This is a genomic window from Azospira oryzae, assembly GCF_004217225.1.
Lineage (GTDB): Bacteria > Pseudomonadota > Gammaproteobacteria > Burkholderiales > Rhodocyclaceae > Azospira > Azospira oryzae.
Genome location: NZ_SHKM01000001.1, coordinates 500970 through 525426, shown reverse-complemented (window position 1 = coordinate 525426; position 24457 = coordinate 500970). Strand labels below are relative to the sequence as shown.

General features: G+C 66.8%; 19 protein-coding genes. 17 read left to right on the top strand and 2 right to left on the bottom strand.

Annotated features, from left to right (window positions below):
• The first annotated feature begins 7 nt into the window (after positions 1-7).
• From EV678_RS02355 to EV678_RS02340, 4 genes are read left to right on the top strand one after another with little or no spacing between them, the layout of a single operon-like run.
• On the top strand, positions 8-670 hold the full coding sequence (locus EV678_RS02355; RefSeq protein WP_207222146.1) for a paraquat-inducible protein A: 663 nt from the start codon (positions 8-10) through the stop codon (positions 668-670).
• Positions 667-1332, top strand: a complete 666-nt coding sequence (locus tag EV678_RS02350; RefSeq protein ID WP_014237345.1) for a paraquat-inducible protein A — start codon at positions 667-669, stop codon at positions 1330-1332. The genes EV678_RS02355 and EV678_RS02350 overlap by 4 nt, the downstream gene beginning before the upstream one ends.
• A complete protein-coding gene (locus EV678_RS02345; RefSeq protein ID WP_130458378.1) occupies positions 1325-2896 on the top strand; it encodes a PqiB family protein in 1572 nt (523 codons plus the stop codon). The genes EV678_RS02350 and EV678_RS02345 overlap by 8 nt, the downstream gene beginning before the upstream one ends.
• Before the next feature lie 14 nt (positions 2897-2910).
• Positions 2911-3585: a PqiC family protein gene (locus tag EV678_RS02340; RefSeq protein WP_130458377.1), complete on the top strand. Its 675-nt coding sequence runs from the start codon at positions 2911-2913 to the stop codon at positions 3583-3585.
• Between the two features lie 112 nt (positions 3586-3697).
• On the opposite strand, the gene pepN is transcribed toward EV678_RS02340, so the two are convergent.
• On the bottom strand, positions 3698-6307 hold the full coding sequence (pepN, locus tag EV678_RS02335) for an aminopeptidase N (RefSeq protein ID WP_130458376.1): 2610 nt from the start codon (positions 6305-6307) through the stop codon (positions 3698-3700).
• A 157-nt stretch (positions 6308-6464) separates the two neighbouring features.
• On the opposite strand from pepN, the gene EV678_RS02330 reads away from it, so the two are divergent.
• The 7 genes from EV678_RS02330 (at position 6465) to EV678_RS02300 (ending at position 13868) form a co-directional block, all read left to right on the top strand.
• On the top strand, positions 6465-7259 hold the full coding sequence (locus EV678_RS02330; protein WP_130458375.1) for an alpha/beta fold hydrolase: 795 nt from the start codon (positions 6465-6467) through the stop codon (positions 7257-7259).
• 365 nt (positions 7260-7624) lie between these two features.
• Entirely contained in the window at positions 7625-8176 is a 552-nt protein-coding gene (locus EV678_RS02325; protein WP_130458374.1) for a DUF2975 domain-containing protein, read from the top strand.
• A 6-nt stretch (positions 8177-8182) separates the two neighbouring features.
• Positions 8183-8410, top strand: a complete 228-nt coding sequence (locus tag EV678_RS02320; protein WP_130458373.1) for a helix-turn-helix domain-containing protein — start codon at positions 8183-8185, stop codon at positions 8408-8410.
• Positions 8394-8723 (top strand): hypothetical protein, encoded by a 330-nt coding sequence (locus EV678_RS02315; RefSeq protein ID WP_130458372.1) that lies wholly within the window; start codon positions 8394-8396, stop codon positions 8721-8723. Before EV678_RS02320 ends, EV678_RS02315 begins: the two co-directional genes overlap by 17 nt.
• A gap of 201 nt (positions 8724-8924) precedes the next feature.
• The gene (locus EV678_RS02310) at positions 8925-11129 is read left to right on the top strand and encodes a TonB-dependent receptor (RefSeq protein WP_130458371.1); all 2205 of its coding nucleotides are present in this window, start codon (positions 8925-8927) and stop codon (positions 11127-11129) included.
• Between the two features lie 55 nt (positions 11130-11184).
• Complete coding sequence (locus EV678_RS02305; protein WP_130458370.1) at positions 11185-12669, top strand: PepSY domain-containing protein; 1485 nt, start codon at positions 11185-11187, stop codon at positions 12667-12669.
• Between the two features lie 215 nt (positions 12670-12884).
• Positions 12885-13868 (top strand): hypothetical protein, encoded by a 984-nt coding sequence (locus tag EV678_RS02300; RefSeq protein ID WP_130458369.1) that lies wholly within the window; start codon positions 12885-12887, stop codon positions 13866-13868.
• Between the two features lie 74 nt (positions 13869-13942).
• Here the strand turns inward: EV678_RS02300 and EV678_RS02295 are convergent, their stop codons facing one another.
• A complete protein-coding gene (locus tag EV678_RS02295) occupies positions 13943-14146 on the bottom strand; it encodes a hypothetical protein (protein ID WP_014237327.1) in 204 nt (67 codons plus the stop codon).
• Between the two features lie 280 nt (positions 14147-14426).
• Here EV678_RS02295 and lexA point away from each other — a divergent pair, with 280 nt between their 5' ends.
• The 6 genes from lexA to EV678_RS02265 all read left to right on the top strand — a co-directional run bounded on the left by lexA (position 14427) and on the right by EV678_RS02265 (position 24283).
• Complete coding sequence (lexA, locus tag EV678_RS02290; RefSeq protein WP_014237326.1) at positions 14427-15038, top strand: transcriptional repressor LexA; 612 nt, start codon at positions 14427-14429, stop codon at positions 15036-15038.
• 45 nt (positions 15039-15083) lie between these two features.
• Entirely contained in the window at positions 15084-15521 is a 438-nt protein-coding gene (locus EV678_RS02285) for a VOC family protein (protein ID WP_014237325.1), read from the top strand.
• Positions 15522-15994: 473 nt separating this feature from the next.
• A complete protein-coding gene (gene imuA, locus EV678_RS02280) occupies positions 15995-16729 on the top strand; it encodes a translesion DNA synthesis-associated protein ImuA (protein ID WP_130458368.1) in 735 nt (244 codons plus the stop codon).
• Positions 16650-18248: a Y-family DNA polymerase gene (locus EV678_RS02275; RefSeq protein WP_130458367.1), complete on the top strand. Its 1599-nt coding sequence runs from the start codon at positions 16650-16652 to the stop codon at positions 18246-18248. Before imuA ends, EV678_RS02275 begins: the two co-directional genes overlap by 80 nt.
• Positions 18249-18496: 248 nt before the next feature.
• Positions 18497-21817, top strand: a complete 3321-nt coding sequence (locus EV678_RS02270; protein ID WP_130458366.1) for an error-prone DNA polymerase — start codon at positions 18497-18499, stop codon at positions 21815-21817.
• 297 nt (positions 21818-22114) lie between these two features.
• Positions 22115-24283, top strand: coding sequence for an AAA family ATPase (locus tag EV678_RS02265; RefSeq protein WP_130458365.1), 2169 nt, complete (start codon positions 22115-22117; stop codon positions 24281-24283).
• Positions 24284-24457: the final 174 nt, after the last annotated feature.

Genomic DNA, 24457 nt, shown 5'->3' with positions numbered 1-24457 from the left:
GCACCCCATGCCTGCACCGCCGAGCGAGGCCGCCATGCCCGCCGCCCCCCTCACCGCCTGCCACGAGTGCGACCTGCTGCTGCAGCCGGTGGTCCTGACGCTGCCCCGCAGCCGGGCCCACTGCCCCCGCTGCGGCGCCCGCCTCTACAGCTTCCACCGGGACCGGCTGGAGAAAATCCTGGCCCTGACCCTGGCGGCCCTGGTGCTGCTGCTCACCGCCAACCTGTACCCCATCGTCGGCCTCAACATCCAGGGCAACTACACCGAAACCACCGTCATCGGCGCCGTCCACCATCTCTGGCAGGACGGCCGGGAGGCCCTGGGCGGCCTGGTGCTGCTGACCACGGTGCTGATGCCGGCCATCGAGCTGGGCGCGGTGCTGTGGCTGGTGCTGCCCCTGTGGCTGGGACGCCGCTCGCCGGCCTTCGCCCCGGTCTTTCGCGCCTTCCGCCTGGCCCATCCCTGGGCCATGGTGGAAGTGTTCATCCTCGGCGTCTTGGTCTCCCTGGTGAAGCTGGCCCACCTGGCCGACGTGCTGCCGGGGCCGGCCATCTGGTGCTTCGGCGGCCTCATGCTGCTGCTGGCCGCCCTGGCCGGCCTGCTCGACGGCCATACCCTGTGGCAGGCCTGGGACGAGGCGCATCCGGACGATGAGGCCAAGCCGGCATGAGCCGCCGCCATACCGCCGCCAGCCAAGGGCTCGCCGTCTGCGAGGTTTGCGGCCTGCTGGCTTCCCTGGAACAGCACGAACACTGCCCCCGCTGCCAGGCGCCCCTGCACCTGCGCAAGCCGGACAGCCTGGCGCGCACCTGGGCCCTGATGCTGGCCGCCTACGTGCTCTACCTGCCGGCCAACCTGCTGCCCATCATGGAGACCCGCTCCCCCTTCGGCACCCAGCACGACACCATCATGAGCGGGGTGGTGGTGCTGTGGGACACGGGCTCCTGGGAACTGGCCCTGGTGGTCTTCTGCGCCAGCATCGTGCTGCCCATGCTCAAGCTCTTTTCCCTCACCTACCTGCTGCTCAGCGTGCACCGCGGCTCCCACCGCAACACCCGGCAGCGGGCCCGGCTCTACCGGCTGCTGGAACTGATCGGCCGCTGGTCCATGCTGGACGTCTACGTGGTCACCCTGCTGGTGGCCCTGGTCCAGGTCCAGTCCCTCGCCATCATTTCCCCCGGGCCCGGGGTGGTGGCCTTCGGCGCCGTGGTGGTGCTGAGCATGCTCGCCACCATGGCCTTCGACCCGCGCCTCATCTGGGACCGGGCCGTTCCCCAGACCGTACCCCCTGACACTTCTGCCGCCTCCGCCGAGGAACACCGCCATGCCTGACGACACGCCCCTGCCCGCCGCCGAGACGGTCCGCGTCACCCCGCCCCGCCGCCGCCCCACCCTGGTGTGGATCATTCCCCTGCTGGCGGTGGCCCTCAGCCTGGGCCTGGGCATCAAGGCCCTGCTCGAGCGGGGGCCCCAGATCACCCTGCAGTTCGCCCGGGCCGAAGGCCTGGAGGCCAACAAGACCCGCCTCAAGTACAAGGACGTGGACATCGGCACGGTGACGGACATCACCCTGAGCCCGGACCGCAGCTCGGTCCAGGTCAAGGTCCAGGTGAACAACAGCGCCAAGGGCCTGCTGGTGGAGGACAGCCGCTTCTGGGTGGTACGCCCCCGGGTCACCGTGGGCGGCGTTTCCGGCCTCGCCACCCTGCTCTCCGGGGTGCATATCGCCATCGACCCGGGCCAGTCCGGCAGCGACGCCCGGGAATTCGTCGGCCTGGAGGAACCGCCGGCCATCACAAGCGACACCCGGGGCAGCCAGTTCAAGCTCAGCAGCGACACCCTGGGCTCCCTCGACATCGGCGCCCCGGTCTATTACCGGCGCATCCCGGTGGGCCGGGTCATCGGCTACGCCATGCAGCCCGACGGCCGCGGCGTGGATGTGCAGATTTTCGTGGATGCGCCCTACGACCGCTTCGTCAGTCCCAGTTCCCGCTTCTGGCACGCCAGCGGCGTCGATGTGGCCATGGATGCGGACGGGGTCAAGCTCAACATGCAGTCCGTGCTCAGCCTGATGCTGGGCGGCGTCGCCTTCTCCAGCCCGGAAGGGGAGCCCGGCGAAACGCCGGCAGCGGCCCCCGCCGCCAGCACCTTCGTCCTCCATCCGGACCAGGCCACGGCCCAGCGCATTCCCGACAGCAGCTACCAGAAGTACGTGCTCATCTTCCGCGAATCGGTGCGGGGCCTGACGGTGGGCGCTCCGGTGGATTTCCGCGGCATCACCGCCGGCGAGGTGTCCCGCATCGACCTGGATTTCGACCAGACCACCAAGAACTTTTCCATGGCGGTGGAGATCAAGCTCTACCCGGAACGCCTCAGCCGCCGCAGCCGCGGCATGGGCAACGCGGAACCCAGCCGCAAGGACATCCGGGAAGTGCTCAACGCCATGGTGGCCCGGGGCTTCCGCGCCCAGCTGCGCACCGGCAACATCGTCAGCGGCCAGCGCTACGTGGCCCTGGACTACTTCCCCAACGCCAAGCCCGCCGCCATGCGCTGGGGCAAGGGCATTGCCGAACTGCCGACCCAGCCCGGCAGCCTGGACTCTCTGCAGGACCAGCTGGAAACCATCGCCACGACCCTGCAGCACACCCTGCAGCACACGGACAAACTGATCACCCGCCTGGACCGGGAAGTGGTGCCGGAACTGGCCGACACCCTGCGCGACGCCCGCAAGGCCCTGGACCAGGCCAACAAGGTCCTGGCCAGCGACGCCCCGATGCAGCAGGAAGTGCGCGACACCCTGCGGGAAGTGGGCCGGGCCGCCAGCGCCGTGCGCAACCTGGCGGACCTGCTGGAACGCCAGCCCGAAGCCCTGCTCAAGGGCAAGAAGGACGATTGAGAGGATTGAGAGAAATGCCGACCATGCCCACGCGCCGCCCCATCGCCGCCCCTTCTACCCTTTCCGCCTTCGCCGCCGCCCGGCGCGGCGCCCTCGCCATCCTGGGCACCGCCCTGCTCCTGGCGGCCTGCGGCACCACACCCAAGGCCAGCCTCTACACCCTGGACGACGGCCGCCCCGGCGGCCAGGGCAACGGCCCCAGCGTGCTGCTGCTCAGCGCCAGCCTGCCCGAATTGCTGGACCGGCCCCAGCTGGTGCTGCGGGGCCCGGACCAGCGCATCTTGCTCAGCGAACAGCAGCGCTGGGCCGAGCCCCTGCGCAGCGGCATCGCCCGCAGCATCGCCGCCGACCTGGGACGCCTGCTGGCCTCCTCCCGGGTGGCGGCCCTGCCCAACGGCGCCCCCCATTTCGACGCCGACTTCCGCCTCACCCTGCACGTGCAGCGCCTGGAGGCCCAGGTGGGCCGGGGCGTCGATCTGGATCTGCTGTGGACCCTGCAGCCGCGGCAGGGCAAGGAGCTGCTCGGCCGCAGCCAGGTGCATGAGCCGCTGGCGGCGGGAAGCGAAACCATGACGGGCGACGGCGGCGCCGCCGCCCTGGTGGCAGCCCAGCGCCGGGCTCTCAGTCAGGCCGCCGCCGAGATAGCCGCGGCCATCCGGAGCCAGCCCCTGCCGGCTGCAGCCCAATAGGGACGGACACCTTCAGGCACGGCAGGCCGGGAACAAGGCGCCATGCGCCTTCCCGGCAACCCTATTTTTCAGGCCGCCACCTTGCTGGGCGGCGGCCCCGACTCTCCCCGTCTTAACCCAGGGCCCGGGTGACGATCTCGAACACGTCCCGGGACAGACCGGGATGGTCCCGCAGGCTCTCCAGGGCCGCCCGGCTGTGGACCTGGCGGCCGGCGTCGAACTTCTTCCAGCGATCGAAGCAGCGGGCCAGGCGGGAAGCCACCTGGGGATTGCGGGCGTCCAGGGCCTTGATCTGCTCGGCGAAGAAACGATAGCCGGCGCCGTCGGCGGCGTGGAAGCGCACCAGGTTGGCACCGAAGGTGCGCAGCAGGGCATAGACCTTGTTGGGATTGCCGAGGTCGAAGGCCGGGTGGCCGGTGAGGCGCTGCACCGTGGCCAGGGCGTCGGGCTGGCGGCTGGAGGACTGCACCGCCAGCCATTTATCCACCACCAGGGCCTCGCCCTGCCAGCGCTGGTAGAAGGCGGCCAGGGCCGTCTCCCGCTCGGGACAGTCGCCCAGCACGTTGGCCAGGGCGGCCAGGGCGGCGAACTGGTCGGTCATGTTGTCCGCGTCTTCGAACTGGCGCACGGCCAGCTGGCGCATGCCGGCGGTGTTGAATTCCAGCAGGTAGGAGAGGCACAGGTTGCGCAGGGCGCGGCGGCCGGCATCCTCGGCACTGGGCTGGTAGGGGCCGCTGGGGGCCAGTTCCGCATAGACGGCAGCCAGTTCGGCCCGCAGGCCCTCGGCCAGGGAGAGGCGCAGATGGTTGCGGGCGGCGTGCAGGGCATCCGGATTCACCTCCTCCAGCATCTCGGCCAGGGTGGCCTCGCCGGGCAGGGTCAGGGCTTCGGCGACGAAGGCGGCGCCGGCCTCTTCATGGCTGCCGAGCAGGCGGCGGGCGGCGGCGATGAAGCCTTCCGGCACCACCGGCGCCTTACCGGCGGCGATGGCCGCGGTGGCTTCCAGGATCAGACGGGAGGCCAGGCGCTGGCCCGCTTCCCAGGCGTTGAAGGGGTCGCTGTCGTGGGCCAGCAGCAGGGTCAGGTCGGCGTCGCTGTAGGCAAAGTCCAACACCACCGGGGCGGAAAAGTCCCGCAGCAGGGAAGGCACCGGAGCCTCTGCCACATCATCGAAATCGAAGCGCTGGGTGCTCTCGGTGAGCAACAGGGTGCGGCTGTGGCCGGCCAGTTCCTGGCCCTGGCGGTCGAACAGGGCGACGCGGATGGGGATCAGGTAGAGCCCGTTGTCCGAAGCCTTGGGATTGCTCTGGGTGAAGCTCAGGCTGTAGCGCTTCGCCGCGGCATCGTAGGCAGCCTCGGCCTTGACCTGGGGCGTGCCGGGCTGGCTGTACCAGCGCATGAACTGGGTGAAGTCGAAGCCCGAAGCTGCCGCCATGGCGGCGACGAAATCGTCGCAGGTGACGGCCTGGCCGTCGTGGCGGCGGAAGTATTCGTCCATGCCGGCGCGGAAGGCTTCGCGGCCGATCAGAGTCTGGATCATGCGCACCACCTCGGCACCCTTTTCATAGACCGTGGCGGTGTAGAAGTTGTTGATCTCCATGTAGGAGGCGGGACGCACCGGATGGGCCATGGGGCCGGCGTCCTCGGGGAACTGGGCGGCGCGCAGGCCGCGCACCTCGCGGATGCGGGCGGTGGTGGGGTTGTGCAGGTCGGCGCCGAATTCCTGGTCGCGGAAAACCGTCAGACCTTCCTTCAGGGAGAGCTGGAACCAGTCCCGGCAGGTGACCCGGTTGCCGGTCCAGTTGTGGAAGTACTCGTGGGCCACGACCCGATCGATATTCTCGAAATCCACGTCGGTGGCCACGTCGGCCCTGGCCAGCACGTATTTGGTGTTGAAGATGTTGAGGCCCTTGTTCTCCATGGCCCCCATGTTGAAGTCGCCCACGGCGACGATCATGTAGTGGTCCAGGTCGCACTCCAGGCCGAAGCGCTGCTCGTCCCAGGCCATGGACTTCTTCAGGGCCAGCATGGCGTGGGGACACTGGTCCAGCTTGCCCGGCTCCACGTAGATGGCCAGCTGCACCATGCGGCCGCTGGCGGTGGTGAAGGTGTCGCGCAGCACGTCCAGCTTGCCGGCGACGACGGCGAAGAGGTAGCAGGGTTTCTTGAAGGGATCCTGCCAGCGGGCCCAGTGACGCCCATCGGCCTCGTCGCCGCTGGCGACGGGATTGCCGTTGGCCAGCAGCACCGGCAGGGCTACCTTGTCGGCGTGCAGGGTGACGCTGAAGGTGGCCATCACGTCGGGCCGATCCGGGAACCAGGTGATGCGGCGGAAGCCCTGGGCTTCGCACTGGGTGAAGTAGCCGTCGGCGGAACGATAGAGGCCGGAGAGCTGGGTGTTCTTTTCCGGCACGATGCGCACCACGGTCTGCAGGGTGAACTGCTCGGGCACCGTAGGGATGGTCAGGGTTTCGGCTGCCACCGTGTACTCGCCGGCTGCCAGCGTCCGGCCGTCGATGGCGACCGATACGGTTTCCAGCTCTTCGCCATCCAGCACCAGGGCCTGGGCCCCGGCGCCCGCCGGATTGCGGCGACAGGCCAGGGTGGCAGTGACGGTGGTGCTGCCGGGGCGGATGTCCACATCCAGGTCCACCGTGTCCACCAGATAGGCGGGCGGGGTGTAGTCCTTCAGGTAAATGGTCTGGGGCGTTTCGGTTTTCATGGTCGGCGGGGGCCGCGAGCGCAGCCGCGAAAATGGGGAACAGGCGGCAATGATACGCCAGCCCTCCGCCGCCCCCGGAGCGTCACACAGATTAAAAACAAAGGTGTTATCGTTCCGGCATAAACCATTTCCCACTCGCCGTCCCAGCTCCCTCATCATGAAACCCCGCCAGATCCACACCCTGCACCGTCCTGCCGCCAAACCCAACGGCCAGCCTCCCTGCCTCTTCGTCCACGGCGGCTACATGGACAGCCGCTGCTGGGACGTCAATTTCCTGCCCCGCTTCAACGCCGCCGGCTACGACTGCGTCGCCCTCGATCTTTCCGGCCACGGCCAGAGCGAAGGCCGGGAACGGCTCGACCGCTTCGGCCTGGATGACTACGCCGACGACGTGCTGCAGGTGATGGCCAAGCTGCCCCGGCCGCCCGTCCTCATCGGCCACTCCATGGGCTGCGCCGTCATCGAGCGGGTGCTCGAATGCCAGGGTGCCCCGGCCGCCGTGCTGCTGGCCCCGGTACCCACTTCCGGCACCCAGGGTTCCATCATGAGCCTGGCCCTCAAACATCCGGATTTCTTCGCCAAGATTCCCGCCATCAGCCAGGGCGAGATGGACGAAGCCAGCCTGCTCCTGATGCGGGACATCTACTTTTCCCCCGACATGCCGCCCGAAGGCCTGCTGCAGTTTGCCCATCTGATCCAGCCCGAATCCGCCGAAGCCGCCGCCGACATGGCCGGCCTCGGCTACCGCAGCTACCGCTCCCGGCCCGAACTGCCGGTGCTGGTCATGGGCGGCCAGTTCGACGCCGTATTCCCGCCCTCCAGCATCGGCTTCACCGCCCTGCGCTGGAACGGCGACTTCAAGATCATCCCCCACTGCGGCCACATGCTCATGCTCGACCATCCCTGGCCCAAGGCCGCGGCGGAAATTTTGCAGTGGTTGGAAGAACGCTAGGCAAACCCTGACGGCAGATGATCCGGGAGTTCCAACGCTCCGGGATCATCTGGCAAGACCTACCGTTGTTCACCGGCGATTCCCCCCGCCGTGAACGAAACAGGCAGCAGGCGACAAATCCCCATCCCCTTTTCGCTTCGATACTGGAGGCTCCCTTCGCCCACAAGATCGGGAGTCCCCCGTTTCACCTCCTCCGCAGCAACCCCTCGCAGGTCTTAAGCCCCAACTGTTCCCCCTCGCAGCAGCACGACAAGGCTACGACGGCAATTGTTCAACGGCACCCTTGCCATACGAGGTCCACTTGTCCTATATTTGCAAAAACTTAATATAAAACATTAATTTTTTACTGCATAACAGGACGCCTCATGGACACTCCACAACATCGCATTCGCCGCGCCTCCCGTCTGCTGCGGGTGGTTTCCCTGGCTGCCGCCCTGCTTCTGCCGGTGCTGGTGGCCTATCTCTGGGCCCATGTGGAACGCTGGGCCGACTGGGGCGTGACCTGGTCCGACGCCTTCCGCATCGCCGGGGTGGCGGCTGCCGATCTCAGCATGTCGCAGCGGTTGCTGGGCTATCTCACCGATCTGCCGGCCCTGGCGGCGGGCAGCTACGTCTTTTTCACCCTGGCCGGCATCTGCCGGCGCTACGGCAACGGCGAGCTGTTTTCCACCGCCGTGGCCCGCGCCTATCGTCGCTTCGCCCTGGGCATGCTGGCCTGGGCCGGCCTCAAGGTGCTGTCCCAGACCCTGCTGGTGCTGGCCCTGACCCTGGACCATCCGCCCGGCCAACGCCTGCTTTCCATCGGCATCGGCAGCGACAGTCTGGCCATGGTCCTGGTGGGGCTGGCGGTGCATCTCCTGGGGCAGGTGATGGAGGAAGGTCGCCGCCTGCAGGAAGACAACGCCCTGATCCTGTGAGCGGCCATGGCGATCATTCTCAATCTGGACGTGATGCTGGCCCGGCGCAAGATGCGCTCCCGGGAACTGGCCGAGGCCATCGGCATGACCGAGCAGAACCTGTCCCTGCTCAAGAGCGGCAAGGTCAAGGGGGTGCGCTTTTCCACCCTGGAGGCCATCTGCCGCCACCTGGCGTGCCAGCCGGGTGACCTGCTGGAATACCGGGCGGACGAGGGTGATGAGGCCCTCGGCTGAGTCCTGCCGCCGCCTCGGAGCCGGCCTCTGCCTGGGCCTGCTGCTGGGCGCCCTGTGGCCGGGCTCCAGCCGGGCCGGGGACGGGCCGCCGCGCCAGGTGCTGCTGGAGGAAGGGGAACCGGTGCGCATCGAGGCCCGTCCCCGCCAGACGGAAACCACCTACGGCCATCCCGGCGGCGAATCCCGGGTCGAGGTGCGCAGTGCCGGCGGCCGTTACTGCCTCACCAGCTACCGGGACAATCCCATCCTGGCCAATGTTTACGCCACTCCCGGGGGCGGCCAGCTGGCCGTGCCCACCAATTGCCCGCCTTGAGGCATGCCCTCTGGCAATGGCCGCCCCGCCTTCCTCGGCGGGAATGGGGAAAGCACCTGTGACACTGTGTCACATTCCTTTAGTGATAGTCCTCCCCTAGCATCCGCCTCCGCTGACTGACCCATCAACGCCGCTCCGCGCCCCGGGGAAACGGCGTCCGGCCATCCCGGCCCGATGGGCACTTTCCCGGATAGGTGTTCCATGCTCCCTGCCCCCGTCGCCTGCTGCGGCCGTCCCTTGCCCCACCGCCTCGCGCCCGTCTCCCTCGCCGTGCTGATGATCTTTTCACCCCTGGCCCGGGCCCAGAGCGCCGACACTCCCCGGGTGCTGGACGAGGTGGTGGTGCGGGACCAGGGCCTGCAGGACGACCTGGCCTTCGACAAGAAGGTGGTCACCGGCAGCCGCCTCGGCCTCAGCGTCAAGGAGACGCCGGCCGCCGTCACCGTCATCGACCGGGAAGCCATCGAGCGCCGCGGCGCCGACAATACCCAGGAAATCCTCAAGGGCGTGGCCGGCATGACCGCCTCCTCGGCCCCCGGCTCCCCCGGCGCCGTGTTCTATCGGGGCTTTTCCGGCGGCAGCGTGACCCAGCTGTTCAACGGCATCACGGTGCAGTACGACACCATCGCCGCCCGCCCGGTGGATAGCTGGATCTATGACCGGGTGGAGGCCATCGGCGGCCCCTCCAGCTTCCTCTACGGTGCCGGCGCCATCGGCGGCTCCATCAACTACGTCACCAAGCTGGCCAACCGGGACGGCGACTTCACCGAGGCCAAGGCCCGCTACGGCAGCTACAACGCCACCCAGGTGGCCATCGGCACCAACCGCCGCCTCAACGAGCACAACGTCATCCGCCTGGACGTGAACCGGGATTCGGCCCGGGGCTGGAGCAAGAGCACCAAGCGGGAAGCCTGGCAGATGGCCGCCTCCCTGCTCACCGACCTGACCTCCAACCTGAGCCACACCCTAGCCGTGGAATACCAGAAGGAAACGGTGGACCGGCCCTACTGGGGCACGCCCCTGACGAAGCCTTTTGACGGCAAGGTCCACATCGACGATGGCACCCGCTTCAAGAACTACAACGTCAGCGACGGCCTCTATGAGCAGACCGTCAAATGGTTCCGCTCCATCCTCGACTACAAGGTCAATGACCAGCTCAAGCTGCGCAACACCCTCTACCACTACGACGCCCTGCGGGACTACCGCAACGTGGAGACCTACGCCTTCAACGCCAGCAACACCCGGGTCAACCGCAGCGGCGGCCTGCTGCAGCGCCACGACCAGGATGTGAACGGCAACCGCTTCGAGTTCAACTGGGACAGCACCCTGGGCAGCCTGCCCACGGCCTGGGCCGGCGGCCTGGACTACAGCCTCAACAAGCAGACCCGCTACCCGGCCTCCACCGGCAACGCCGCCCTGGGCAACGTCGATCCCCTCACCTACGATCCGGGCACCTTCAACGGCGTCACCGGCCTGGCCAGCGACGTCTACCGGCCTGACCGCTCCAACCGGGTCACCACCTTGGCCCTGTTCCTGGAAAACCGCACCTTCCTGAGCAAGGACCTGTCCCTGCTGACGGGCCTGCGCCAGGACCACATCGACCTGGAAGTGACCAACCACCGGGCCGCCTCCGCCACCGACCCGGCCTATTTCAAGCGCACCTACACGCCCCTCACCGGCCGCGCCGCCCTCACCTACGACCTGACGCCCAACGCCAACGTCTATGTGCAGTACAGCACCGCCGCCGATCCCCCCGCCGGCATCCTGGCCACGGCCAGCTTCGCCCAGGTGCGCAACTTCGACCTGACCACCGGCAAGCAGCACGAGATCGGCAGCAAGTTCGCCTTCGCCGAAGGCCGGGGCCACGGCAGCGTCGCCTACTACGAGATCACCCGCAGGAACATCGCCGTGGCCGACCCCAACAACCCGGGCACCACCATCCCCGTGGGCCAGCAGTCCTCCCGGGGCATCGAGGTCAACGCCGCCTACCAGCTCACGCCCCGGCTCCAGGCCTCCGGCAATTTCTCGGTGGTGGATGCCCAGTACGACGACTTCACCGAAAAGGTGGGCAGCGTCGCCGTCTCCCGCCAGGGCAACCGGCCCAGCGGCATCCCGGCCCGGGTCACCAATCTCTGGCTGAGCTACAGCCCCAGCGCCGACTGGCGCGTCGGCGGCGACCTGCGCTACGTCTCGGACCGCTACGCCGATGCCGCCAACACCCTGAAGGCCGAGAGCTACGGCCTGCTGGGGGCTTTCGTGCAGTACAAGCTGGACCGCAAGACCACCCTGACGGCCCGCATCAAGAACCTCACCGACAAGGTCTACGCCGAAAACGTCTCCGGCACCAACATGGTCTATCTGGGCGCCCCGCGCACCCTGGACCTGTCGGTCCAGACCAGCTTCTGAGGCCCCACCGGCCCCCGCCCGGGGGCCGGCCCTTCCACCCAGCCGCCTGCCCTCCATGAAACGTCTGCTCTTCCTCGGCCACCGCTGGCTCGGCATCGCCCTCTGCCTGTTCATGGCCCTGTGGTTCCTCTCCGGCGTGGTCATGATGTACGTCGGCTACCCCAAACTGGGCACCGCCGAACGCCTGCAGACCCTGCCGCCCCTGGCCTCCGCCGGCTGCTGCGTCAATCTGGAGCAGGCCCTGGCCGCCCTCCCCGCCGGCGCCCGGCCCCGCAGCCTGCGCCTGACCAGCATCGGCGGCCGCCCCGTGTTCATCGCCGGGCTGGAGAAAAACCGCTTTGCCGCCATATCCGGCCATGACGGCAAGGCGGTCGGCAGCATCGGCGCCGAGGCCGCCCTGGCGGCGGCCCGGGCTTTCCTGCCCGGCCAGCCGGCCCGCTACCTGGAAGCCCTGCAGGAAGACGCCTGGACCCACTCCCGGGCCCTGGACGGCCACCGCCCCCTGCACGTGGTGGAAATGGACGGCAGCGACGACGGCCGGGGCCGCACCCTGCTCTACGTCTCCGCCAGCACCGGCGAGGTGGTGCGTGACGCCAGCGCCACCGAGCGCACCTGGAACTGGCTCGGCGCCTGGCTGCACTGGCTCTATCCCCTGCGCGGCGGCGCGCTGGACGGCTGGTGGACCGAGATCATCATCTACACCTCCCTCGCCGCCACCCTGCTGGCCCTGAGCGGCCTCGTGGTGGGCCTCCTGCGCTGGCGGCGGCGGCCCTACGCCAACGGCAGCCGCAGCCCCTACCGCAAGGCCATGCTGCGCTGGCACCACTGGCTGGGCCTCATCTTCGGCCTGCTCACCTTCACCTGGATTCTCAGCGGCCTGCTCTCGGTCAATCCGTGGAAGGTCTTCGACGCCGGCACCCCCAAGCCGGCCCCGGCCCGCCTGGAACTGGCCGCCGGCACGGACGCTCCCGGAATCGGCGAGGTGCTGCAACGCTTCCGCGCCGACGGGCTGGAGGCCCGGGAGCTGGAATGGCTGACCTTCGCCGGCACCACCTACGTCCAGGCCCGGGACGGCCAGGGCCACAGCCGGCTGCTGTCCTGGCAGCGGCAGGGCGTGGTGCAGGCCGCCCTGGCGCCGGGCGTCCTCGAGGCAGGCGGGCGCCAGCTGCTGCCCCAGGCCGGGCTGGCGGCGACCCACCTGCAGACGGAATACGACTGGCACTACTACCAGCGCACCTACCACTCCATGACCGGCCACATGGAAAAGGCCCTGCCGGTACTGCGCCTGGAATTCGACGACCCGGCCCATACCTGGCTCTACCTGGACCCGCGCAACGGCGCCCTGGTGCAGCGCCTGGATGACCGCCTGCGCCTCAAGCGCTGGCTTTTCGCCCTCTTCCACAGCTGGGACTGGCTGCCCCTGCTGCAGCACCGGCCCCTGTGGGACATCCTGCTCATCGTCGCCAGTCTGGGGGGCTTCCTGGTCAGCCTCAGCGGCCTGGTGATCGGCCTGCGCCGCCTGGCCAGGCCCCGGGGCTGAGCCGCCGACGCCTATCCCCCGGGCCGGGAATGCCCCAGAAATGGGCATCTCCGGCCCGGTGTTGTATTCCTGCACCGGAAATGTGCCCGGCCCCGCCGGGGCGCCCCTCCTTTTCCGGGAAAAATTCCCATAAATCAGCGACAATCCGCTCCCCCGGATGGAAAGCACGGCTCTTGCTTCCATCCCCATCATCGCCCCCTAGGGAGTCTGGGACCATGACCACCGTCCGTCATCTGGAAATCGCCGCAGCCGCCGAGCCGCCGGCTGAAGGCACGCGCCGCCTCATCGACGGCCAGGAGCGGGTGTACTACGACGGCTACTGGATCAAGACCTACCCGGTCCCCGCCGACTCCCTGGACGCCAAGAAGCGCCTGATCGAGGCCCTCACCCGGCGCCTCTTCAACCACACCGAATACGGCCTCAACATTCCCGGCCACCGCCTGGCCGAAGCCCGGGCCGCCTACGCCGCCGAGCAGGACCCGGGCAAGAGCCGGGTCAAGGCCGCCATGCTGGCCGGCGCCCTCTTCAACCGGGCCACGGACATTTTCCGCAAGCTGGTGGAGCTGCAGGCCGAGGGCATCGAGGTGGGCTGCGACGACGCCCTGATGCGGGAATGCGGCCAGTACCTGATGGAAGCCATGGAGCTGGGCCGCTTCGTCCTGCACCGCAGCGGCGAGGAAGGCATCGACGAGCTGTGGGGCGAGCCCTTCCGCGCCTTCTCCATTCCCGTGGAAGATTTCTACGAAGGCCGCTACATCAAGATCGGCCAGACCCTGCGCGACATCGACCGCATCGCCGCGGCCATGATCGACACCATCGGCCAGGTGCCCCTCTTCGCCGGCGTCGCCGGCCCCATCCGGGACCTGGCCGCCGCCGCCAAGGTGAAGACCGAGACCCTGCGCACCGATCCGGAAATTTTCGACATCTGGTCCTCCCTGGTCACCGCCGGCGAGCGCCTGGCCAACTTCACCCCGGGGCCGCCCACCGGCACCCCCAGCCGCTGTCCGCCCCCTGCCGGCTCCCCGGTGCACAGCGTCTCCGACGGCCTGCACCTGCTGCGGGCCGGGCGGGACCTGGTGTTCTACATCACCCGGGCCCGCACCCCCATGCCCAAGAGCACCCGGGAATACATCGAGCGCTGCCAGACCTACCTGGCCATCGGCAGCGTGCCCTTCGCCCCGGTGCCCCTGCCTGCCTGATCCCGCCTGATCCCGCCTGATCCGGGCAGGCGCCGCCGGCCTAGCGACCCACCGCCCCGGGGCCGGGTCTGCCCTCAGGGCTCGCCGTCCCCGTCGGAACCGGGGCCCTCTTCGGCCTCGCGCATGATCTGCTCCCAGGCCACGGCCATCAGCAGCACCAGCAGCATCACCAGCTCGGTGACGGCAAAACTCACCATCGAATCCGTGCCCAGGCCCAGCAGGGGCGGCATGACCAGGGCCCCGGTCCCAAAGAAATTGCTCCAGCGTGAGGTGTCCATGGTGCTACTCCCGACAAATGTCACTCCCTGATTGCTGCAGAGCACAAAACAGGCCACAGTCCCGCCCTGCCACCCCGAGACGCCCTATCCGCGGGCATCCCCGGGCAGGCACCGCCACCCGGCCCGGTCCCCGGACCTTCCCGGCCACCCCGTTTTCCCCCGCCCTTCGCCCCACATCGGTGCCATCCCTCCCCGCCCCGGCGGACCGTTGCAAATGAAACCTTGCCATTTGCCCGGTTACTGTATAAAAATACAGTCAACCGATTAGGAGACCGCCACCATGGTCAAGCTCACCCCGCGCCAGCAGGAAATCCTCGACTTCATCCGCAACCATGTGGAAACCCTGGGCGCCCCGCCGACCCGGGCCGAAATCGCCCGGGCCTTCGACTTCGCCTCCGCCAACGCCGCCGAAGATCACCTCAAGGCCCTGGCCAAGAAGGGCTCCATCGTCCTGGAGCCGGGCTCGGCCCGGGGCATCCGCCTGGTGGAGCAACTGGGCCTGCCCCTGGTGGGCAGCGTCGCCGCCGGCTCCCCCATTCTGGCCGTGGAAAACGTCCAGGGCCGCTACTCCGTGGCGCCGGACATGTTCAATCCCCGGGCCGACTTCCTGCTCAAGGTGCGGGGCCTCTCCATGCTCGGCGCCGGCATTCTCGACGGCGACCTGCTGGCGGTGCACCGGACCACCCAGGTGCGGGACGGCCAGATCGTGGTCGCCCGCATCGCCGACGAAGTCACGGTCAAGCGCTTCAAGCGCAACCTGGGGCGCATCGAACTGCTGGCGGAAAACCCGGATTACGGCCCAATTCTGGTGGACCCGAACCGGGACGATTTCGCCATCGAAGGCGTGGCCGTGGGCCTCATCCGCGGCGGTTTTTCCGGCAGTCTCAGTTGACCCCGACTGATCCCCGCTGACCAGCCACTTGCGAAGGAGCCGTCCATGACCATTCCCCGCCTCACCACCCTGACCCTGGGCGTGGACGACCTCTCCCGGGCCACCGCCTTCTACCGCCACGTCTTCGGCCTGCTGCCCCGGGACGACTACGAAGGCATCGCCTTCTTCCAGCTGCCCGGCACCTGGCTCATCGTCTATCCCAAGGACAAGCTGGCCGAAGACATCGGTCCCGACACGGCCCTGGCCGGCCCTGGCTTCAACGGCATCACCCTGGGCTACAACGCCCGCAGCCGGGACGAAGTGGATACCGTATTCGCCCAGGCCAAGGCCGCCGGCGCCCGCATCGCCAAGATGCCCCAGGAAACCTTCTGGGGCGGCTACAGCGGCTACTTCCAGGACCCGGACGGCTACTACTGGGAAGTGGTGTGGGGCCCCATGTTCGACCACGCCCCCGACGGCAGCCTGCTGTTCCGGGAGGGTTGAGCCGGGCAATCCGCCACTGCGGAAGCGCAGCCGAGTCTGCCGGCAGGCCCGCGGCGCTCCCGCCCGCTCGTCCCCCGCTTGCCGCTGCGCCGCCCGCGATGCCATCCGCTCCACCCTGACGCCCTAACCCGCCTTCTTTCCAGGCAAGCACAGGCCGCCCTGCCGGGCACGGCCCCGCCCCGGCTGTCGCCATTTTTTGCCGACAAGCCGGCCGCCGCCAGAGACGAAAGCCCGTCACAAAGCGATTTGCCGCCCCAGACCCGCCGCACCGACAGAGCCGTTGCCCCCGATCCGGCAAACGCCCCAGCCACACGATCAAGCAACCCAACCAAGCCGCCCGACAACAGCAGACGCCAGCCAACGACAACCTCGCTGCACCCCAGCCGCCGATCGCTCAAGCCCGCCACCACGCCCGCGACTACATCCGCAACCAACCCCTACCAACCCCTACCAATCCACCTCCTGCGCCGACCATGTCCGCCCTGCCTTCTTCCCCCGCCCCCGTCACCCTGGCCGATCTCCTGGCCCGGCCCGACGTCTGGCGCGGCGACGCCCTGGCCCGGGTGAAGGCCCCCGGTCTGGCCACGGGCTACCCGGAGCTGGACCGGGAACTGCCCGGCGGCGGCTGGCCGCGCCAGGCCCTGAGCGAATTCCTGGCGCCGCCGGAGGCAGGCGTCGCCGGCCTGCTGGCCCCGGCCCTGGCCGCTCTGGCCGGCCCCCTGCTGCTGGTGGCGCCGCCCTGGCCCCTGCACGCCGCCGGCTGGGCCGCCGCCGGCCTGCCCGGCCAGCGCCTGCTGGTGGTGGAGGCCCGGGGCCAGGATGCCGCCTGGGCCTGCGAGACGGCCCTGGAAGAAGGCGGTTTTGCCGCCGTCCTGGCCTGGCTGCCGGACATCGACGCCCGGGGCCTGCGCCGCCTGCAGCTGGCTGCCGAAAGCTTCAGCGGCCCCGCCTGTCTGGTGCGTCCCCCGGCCCGGCTGCGGGAATCCTCCCCCGCCCCCCTGCGCCTGACTGTGGAATGCCGGCCCCAGGGCCTGCTGGTGCAGATCGTCAAACGCCGGGGCGGCGGCCTGCCCCCGCCCCTCACCCTGGTGCCGCGCCTGGCCGTGGCCCGCCTTCAGGAACGCGACCGTGCTCTGGCTCGCCCTGCGCTTTCCCCTGCTGCCCCTGGACGCCCTGGCGCCCCCGCCCGACGCCCCGTCCACGCCTAGGGCCGCCGCCAGCCAGGGACGGGTGGTGGCCGCCAACGGCGCCGCCCGGCAACTGGGGGTGGCACCGGGCATGGGCCTGGCCTCGGCCTGGGGCCTGGCGCCCGAGCTCAAGGTGACGGAGCGGGACGGCGCCGCCGAAACCCGGGCCCTGGCCGGCCTGGCCTGCTGGGGCGGCAACTTCACCCCCCAGGTCAGCCTGGACCCGCCCGCCGGCCTGCTGCTGGAAATCGGCGGCTGCCTGCGCCTCTTCGGCGGCCTCCCGGCCCTGCTGCAACAGGCCGTGGACGGCGCCCTGGCCCAGGGCTACAGCCTCGCCGCCGCCTGCGCCCCGACGCCCCTGGCCGCCCGCTGGCTGGCCAACGGCGCCCCCTGGCTGGAGCCCGCCGCCGACGGCCCCCGGCCGGCGGCCACGCCCCTCCTGGCCGAAAACGGCGGTCCCCTGCCGGTGTGCGCCGACCCGGCCCGCCTGGGCGCCGCCCTGGCGCCCCTGTCCCTGGACTGCCTGGAACTGCCCCGGCAGCAGCGGCAGCGCCTGGAAAACTTCGGCGTGGCCTGCCTCGGCGACCTGCTGGCCCTGCCCCGGGCCGGCCTCAACCGGCGCCTGGGCCTGCAACTGGCCGCCGACCTGGCCCGGGCCTTGGGCGAAGTGCCCGACCCCCGGCCCCGCTTTCCCTTTCCCGACACCTTCCGCCAGGGCCTGGAACTGCCGGCCCGGGTGGACGACGCCCCCGCCCTCAACTTCGCCGCCCGCCGCCTGCTGCAACAGTTGCAGGGCTGGCTCGCCAGCCGGGGCGCCGGCGTCGGCCGCTGCACCCTGGAACTGCAGCACGAAAAATATGCCGGCAGCACCCGCCGCGGCCTGCCGCCGACCCGGCTGGTGCTGGGTTTCGCCGGCCTCACCCGGGACGGGGAGCGGCTGCAGCGGGTCCTCAGCGAACGCCTGGGCCGCCTCGCCCTGGCGGCGCCGGTGGACGCCCTGACCCTGATCGCCGACCAGGTGGAGGAACTGCCGGGCAGCGACCGCCAGCTCCCCGGCCAGGCGCCGCCGGAAGAAGAAGGCACCGACCCGGCCCGCACCGCCGTGGCCCTGGAACGCATCAAGGCCCGCCTGGGGGAGGACAAGGTCTACAGCCTGGCCGCCGTACCGGACCACCGCCCCGAGCAAGCCACCCGGCGCTGCGCCCCGAACCTCGATCTCCATGGCATCATGGCCAGGACACAGGACCCGGGCCACTCACAGGCCATGGCAGGCCAGGGGCCGCGCCCCCTCTGGCTCCTGGCCCACCCCCAGGCCCTGGGCGAGACCCAGGGCCGCCCCCGGCACGGCGGCCCCCTGCAACTCCTGGCCGGCCCCGAGCGCATCGAAAGCGGCTGGTGGGATGAAGGGGAAAGTGCCGACGGCCTTCCCGCCCCCGGCGACCTGCGCCGCGACTACTTCGTCGCCCGCAACCCGGCCGGCGAATGGCTGTGGGTGTTCCGGGACGAGAGCGGCTGGTTCCTCCACGGCAGGTTCGCATGAGCCGGCAGCATCACGGGCGGCTCCCGGCCCAGGACGACGCAAGCCGTACCGCCGGCGGCCTTCCAGCCAGCCTCCCGGCCAGCCTGTCTCCGGCAACCGCCCGAGGGAACGACAGCCCCCGGCGCCCCAGCCGCCTGCCGCCTTCCAACTGGGCTCTTTCCAACCGGGCACTCCCTCGCCCGGCCCGCCTTGCCGCACACCGGCCAAGGCATTGCACCACCGCTCCCGCCAGCAGAAGCCGCTGAACCATGCCGCTCCCGGAAACCACCCTGCCGCCGGCCCTGCCCGACTACGCCGAGCTGCACTGCCTCTCCAACTTCTCCTTCCTGCGGGGCGCCTCCCACCCGGAGGAACTGGTGCAGCGGGCCGTGGAGCTGGGCTACGGCGCCCTGGCCGTCACCGACGAATGCTCCTTCGCCGGTTCGGTGCGGGCCCACGTGGCGGCCAAGGCGGTGGGCTTCAAGCTCATCCACGGCACCGAGATCGTCCTCGCCGACGGCCTCAAGCTGGTGCTGCTGGCGCAAAACCGGGAGGGCTACGGCAACCTCTCGGCCCTGATCACCCTGGCCCGGCGCCGGGCCGAGAAAGGCGCCTACCGCCTCACCCGGGGCGACCTGGAAGGCTTCGGCCCCAGCGGCGCCCTGCCCGACTGTTTAGCCCTATGGGTGCCTAGCTTCAATCCCGACCCCGCCGACGGCCGTTGGCTGGCCCAGCGCTTTCCCAACCGTGCCTGGCTGGCCGTGGAACTCCACGCCGGGCCGGACGACCGGGGCCGCCTGGAACAACTGCAGCAACTGGCCGCCGACTGCGGCCTGCCGCTGCTTGCGGCGGGCGACGTGCACATGCACAGCCGCGCCCGCCGGCCCCTGCAGGACGTGCTCACCGCCCTGCGCCTCAACACCACGGTCTTCGCCGCCGGCCACGCCCTCCACCCCAACGGCGAACGCCACCTGCGCCCGCGCCTGCGCCTGGCCCGGCTCTACCCGCCCGAACTGCTGGCCGAAACCCTGGCCGTGGCCGCCCGCTGCACCTTCTCCCTGGACGAGCTGCGCTATGAGTACCCGGAAGAAGTGGTGCCCCACGGCCTCACCCCCGCCGCCTACCTGCGCCAGGAGGTGGAAGCGGGCCTGGCGGTGCGCTACCCGGATGGCGTGCCGGAGAAAGCCCGGGCCCAGGTGGAATACGAGCTGGGCCTCATCGCCCGGCTGCAATACGAGGCCTACTTCCTCACCGTGTACGACATCGTGCGCTTTGCCCGCAGCCGGGAAATTCTCTGCCAGGGCCGGGGCTCCGCCGCCAACTCGGCGGTGTGCTACGCCCTGGGCATCACCGAGGTGGACCCGGCCAAATCCGAACTGCTTTTCGAGCGCTTCATCTCCGCCGAGCGGGGCGAGCCGCCGGATATCGACGTGGATTTCGAGCACCAGCGGCGGGAGGAAGTGATCCAGTACCTCTACGAAAAATACGGCCGGGAGCGGGCCGCCCTCACCGGCGCCCTCATCACCTACCGCACCCGGGGGGCGCTACGGGACGCAGGCCGGGCCCTGGGCTTCGGCCGGGAGCAGATCGATGCCCTGGCCAACACCCTGGCCTGGTGGGACAAACAGGACGAACTGCCCGACCGCCTGCGCGCCGTGGGCCTGGACCCGGAAAGCCCCCGGGTGGCCAAGTGGCTGGCGGTGAGCCGCGCGCTGCGGGGCTTTCCAAGGCACCTGTCACAGCACGTGGGCGGCTTCGTCATCTCCCGCGGGCCCCTGTCGCGGCTGGTGCCCATCGAGAACGCCGCCATGGCTGAGCGCAGCGTCATCCAGTGGGACAAGGACGACATCGACGCCCTGGGCCTGATGAAGGTGGATGTGCTGGCCCTGGGCATGCTCTCCGCCATCCGCCGCGCCCTCGACATGCTCGGCGCCCGGGACGGCAAGCCGGTGCGCCTGCAGGACATTCCCCGGGAATCGAAAGCGGTGTACGACATGCTCTGCCGCGGCGACAGCCTGGGCATCTTCCAGGTCGAATCCCGGGCCCAGATGGCCATGCTGCCGCGTCTCAAGCCGCGCCAGTTCTACGACCTGGTGGTGCAGGTGGCCATCGTGCGGCCCGGCCCCATCCAGGGCGACATGGTCCATCCCTACCTGAAGCGGCGCCACGGCGAAGAGAAGATCGAGAAAATCTCCCCGGCGGTGGACAAGGTGCTGGAGCGCACCTACGGCGTGCCCATCTTCCAGGAACAGGTGATGCAGCTGGCCGTGGTGGCCGCCGGCTTCACCCCGGGCGAGGCGGACCAGCTGCGCCGGGCCATGGCCGCCTGGAAGCGCAAGGGCGGCCTGGAACCCTTCGAGCAGAAGCTCATCCGCGGCATGCAGGAGCGGGGCCTGCCCGAATCCTTCGCCCGGCGCATCTTCGAGCAGATCAAGGGCTTCGGCGACTACGGCTTCCCCGAATCCCACGCCGCCAGCTTCGCCATCCTCGTTTATTTCTCCGCCTGGCTGAAACGCTTCGAGCCCGCCGCCTTCCTCTGCGGCCTGCTCAACGCCCACCCCATGGGCTTCTACGCCCCCGCCCAGTTGGTGCAGGACGCCCAGCGCCACGGCGTCACCGTACTGCCCCCGGACGTCACCCACAGCGCCTGGGAATCCCTGCTGGTGGAACTGCTGCCCGATCACCCGCCTTCCCGCCCCCGCACCGTGCGCCTGGGCCTGCGGGAAATCGCCGGCTTCAACCAGGCCGCCGCCGAACGCATCGTCGCCGCCCGGCAAGACGGCCCCTTTGCCTCGGTGGCCGATCTGGCCGCCCGGGCCGGACTGCAGCGCCCGGAACTGGAACGCCTCGCCGCCGCCAACGCCCTGCAAGCCCTGGCCGGCCACCGCCGCGCCGCCGCCTGGGAAAGCGCCGCCGTGGAGAACACCGGCCAGCCCCGCCGCCATGGCAGCCGCAGCGGCCATGGCCAGGAGGCGGAACAGAGAAAGGAAAAAGGAAGCGCCAAGGCCCTTGGCAACCGCAGCAGCGCCAGCGATGCCGCCAACGCAACAGGCCGCAGCAAAAACGGGATGGAAGAGAAAGACGAGAGGGGCCACGCCCTCCCCATCCAGGGCGACCTCTTCGCCGCCCTGCCCCCGCCCGCGGAAGCCCCGCCGCCCCTGCCTACTCCCACGGAAGGGGAAGATCTGGTGGCCGACTACGCCACCCTGGGCCTCACCCTGGGCCGCCACCCCCTGGCCCTGCTGCGGGATCGCCTCACGGCCGGCCGCTTCATCACCGCCGCCGAACTGCGGGCCGCGCCGGACAAGAAACTGGCCCGGGCCGCCGGCATCGTCACCCACCGCCAGCGCCCCGGCACCGCCAGCGGCATCGTCTTCGTCACCATGGAAGACGAAACCGGCCCCATCAACGTCATCCTCCGCCCCGAACTGGTGGAAAAACAGCGCCGCGAAACCCTGGCCGCCCGCCTCCTGGGCGTCTACGGCCAACTCGAATCCCACCACGGCGTCACCCATCTGGTGGCCAAGCGGCTGGTGGATCTGACGCCGTTACTGGGGAGGCTGGCGACGCGGAGTCGGGACTTCCACTAAGAGGTGGTTGTCGGTAAAGAACCGGACGAGAGGGAAAGCATCTCAATGTAGAGGCTGGCAAAAAACCACAAACATGACATTTAGCTAGATGACTGGCAAAATCAAGGCGACATTGAACGAGTAACGCAAATGACCGCCATCTATTCTCGTAAATATTGCCGCCGATCTAGTAGGAGCCTCTATTCAAAACTCTCTCAGGCCCCTACATTTTCCTGCTTATACGGCGCTCTGCCGGCTTATATGGCAGCTTTGCCATCTACTTCACGCTATGCGCTTATCTGTATGGAGTCGAAATAAATGATTACTGAAATCCGAATGGATGCCGTCGCCAGCTTCAAGCACGCGACAAGTCTTGAGACTGACAAAAAGATTAATCTAGTCTACGGACTAAATGGAACCGGCAAGTCAACAATATCCAATTTCCTTTATGAGCCAGATGCTCCTGATTTCATCTCCTGCAGCAAAGTGACAGCAGACACTACGCCAGTTCTTGTCTACAACCAAAATTTCATAAAAGATAATTTCTTTATCGCTGATAATCTAAAAGGAATTTTTAGCCTCGCCAAAGAGAATAAGGAGGCTGAACAAAAAATAGCAGAAGGAACAAAAAAACAAATAGAGCTTGAGCAGTCCCTTCAATCGAAGCGCAGCGACAAAGAAAAAATTAATCAAGCATTTCTCAATCAAAAACAACAAGCAATGGAGGAGGTATGGGATATAAAAAAAACATACGCGGGTGGGGATCGCGTTCTTGAGTACTGCCTCAAAGGTTTAATGGGAAAAAAGGAAACGCTATTCGAGCACTTACTCACCATCCCAAAACCCACAAGCGAACCGACAAGGGGTATTCAAGATTTACGGAAAGATGTTGATGCGCTCAAGGGCGATGATTCAAACCCTCTGCAGCTGTTATCAAAAATTGAATTCCAAGCACACCACATCGAGTCTGACAAAATATTCGGAACAGCCATACTTGGCAACTCTGACAGCGAGGTTGCATTACTAATAGAGCAACTCGGGAATGCAGACTGGGTTAAACAAGGAGTTGATTTCCTACCTAATGAGGTTAGCGATGCAGGAGTTCAGTGCCCCTTCTGCCAAGAGATGACTATCACTAAAAAATTCGTTGAAGGCGTCCGATTTTATTTTGACGAGAGCTATCAGAAGCAACTGGATACGCTAATTTCAATGCAGAAAAAATATCAAATCGCCATTGAATCCCTTCCCGAAATTAGTGCATTTTTAGATCATCCATTTGCAGAAAAACACAAAGACACTCTTTCGAGCAAGTACAAGCTGCTCGTCACAACCATAAGAAACAATGCTGGGTATATCGGAGAAAAGATTAGAAGCCCCAAAGCTCCTGTAGCATTGACTGACACATCCAGCTTTGCTGCAGATTTCAATCTTGAAATTAGCGCAATAAACAAAGCAATAAATGAATACAACCAAAAATTACAAAATCGCGATGCATCACTCACCAATTTAAAAGGCGAATTTTGGTTAATAATGCGGTGGCAATACAACCAAACAGTATCGCGATTTGAGCAGGATCTACAAGCCACAAACCAGAAGCTTAAATCCTTGGACATTGAAATAGTCAAGATAAATTCCGAGCTCGGAAAAATCAAGGAACAGATAACAGAGGCACAGAAGCAAACGGTTAATGTTGAAGCTGCTGTGGATGCAATCAACGCAGGCCTTCTTGACTTAGGCATCGCCGATTTCAGCGTAAAAAAACACTCAAATAGTCTCTATCGCGTAGTGCGTGCAGGAGGAGATAAAGACGCCTTTCAATCGCTCAGCGAAGGCGAGAAGATGATGATCAGCTTCTTGTATTTTTGCGAACTTTGCAAAGGAAAATCAAGTGTAGACGATACTCACACTCAACGAATCGTAGTAATTGATGACCCTATCTCTAGCTTGTCACACATATTCGTCTTTAACGTGGGACGATTGATTCGTACGGTTTTCTTTAATGACGAAAGATTTTGCCAAGTTATTGTATTGACTCATAGTCTATATTTTTTCTACGAACTAACTGAAACCAATCACGACCGTCGCAAGGAAAATCAAAAACTTTTCAGACTAACAAAAACCTCTTCTGGCAGCGTTATCCAAGAAATGAAGTACGAGGAAATACAGAATGATTACCAGGCGTATTGGTCAGTTATAAACGACCACAGTCAACCTCCTGCACTTATAGCAAACTGCATGAGAAACATCATCGAGTATTTTTTCAACTTCGTTCGAAAAAAAGACCTAAACAATGTCTTTCAGATGCCAGAACTTCAAGATGCTAAATACCAAGCATTTTGTCGATATATCAACAGAGAGTCCCACTCTCTTGGGCAAAACATTATCGATATGAAAGAGTTTGACTACAGCACTTTCAAAGACGGACTGAGATTAATTTTTGAGCAAACTGGATATCCAGACCACTACAAAGCCATGTCCAAGCTTTAACAGCATCCACGATGCCCAGCCCATATAAAGTGACCCTGCGCAAGAACTGAGCAGGCCGCTCGTTTTCACGTTTCTGAAGATGAGTATTCTTAGACTGACAACTTCCGATTTTGGTCATTAGTGGTCATATAAAGTAAAAAACTTGGTTCTGATAGACTCCCCACCCTTCGCTCT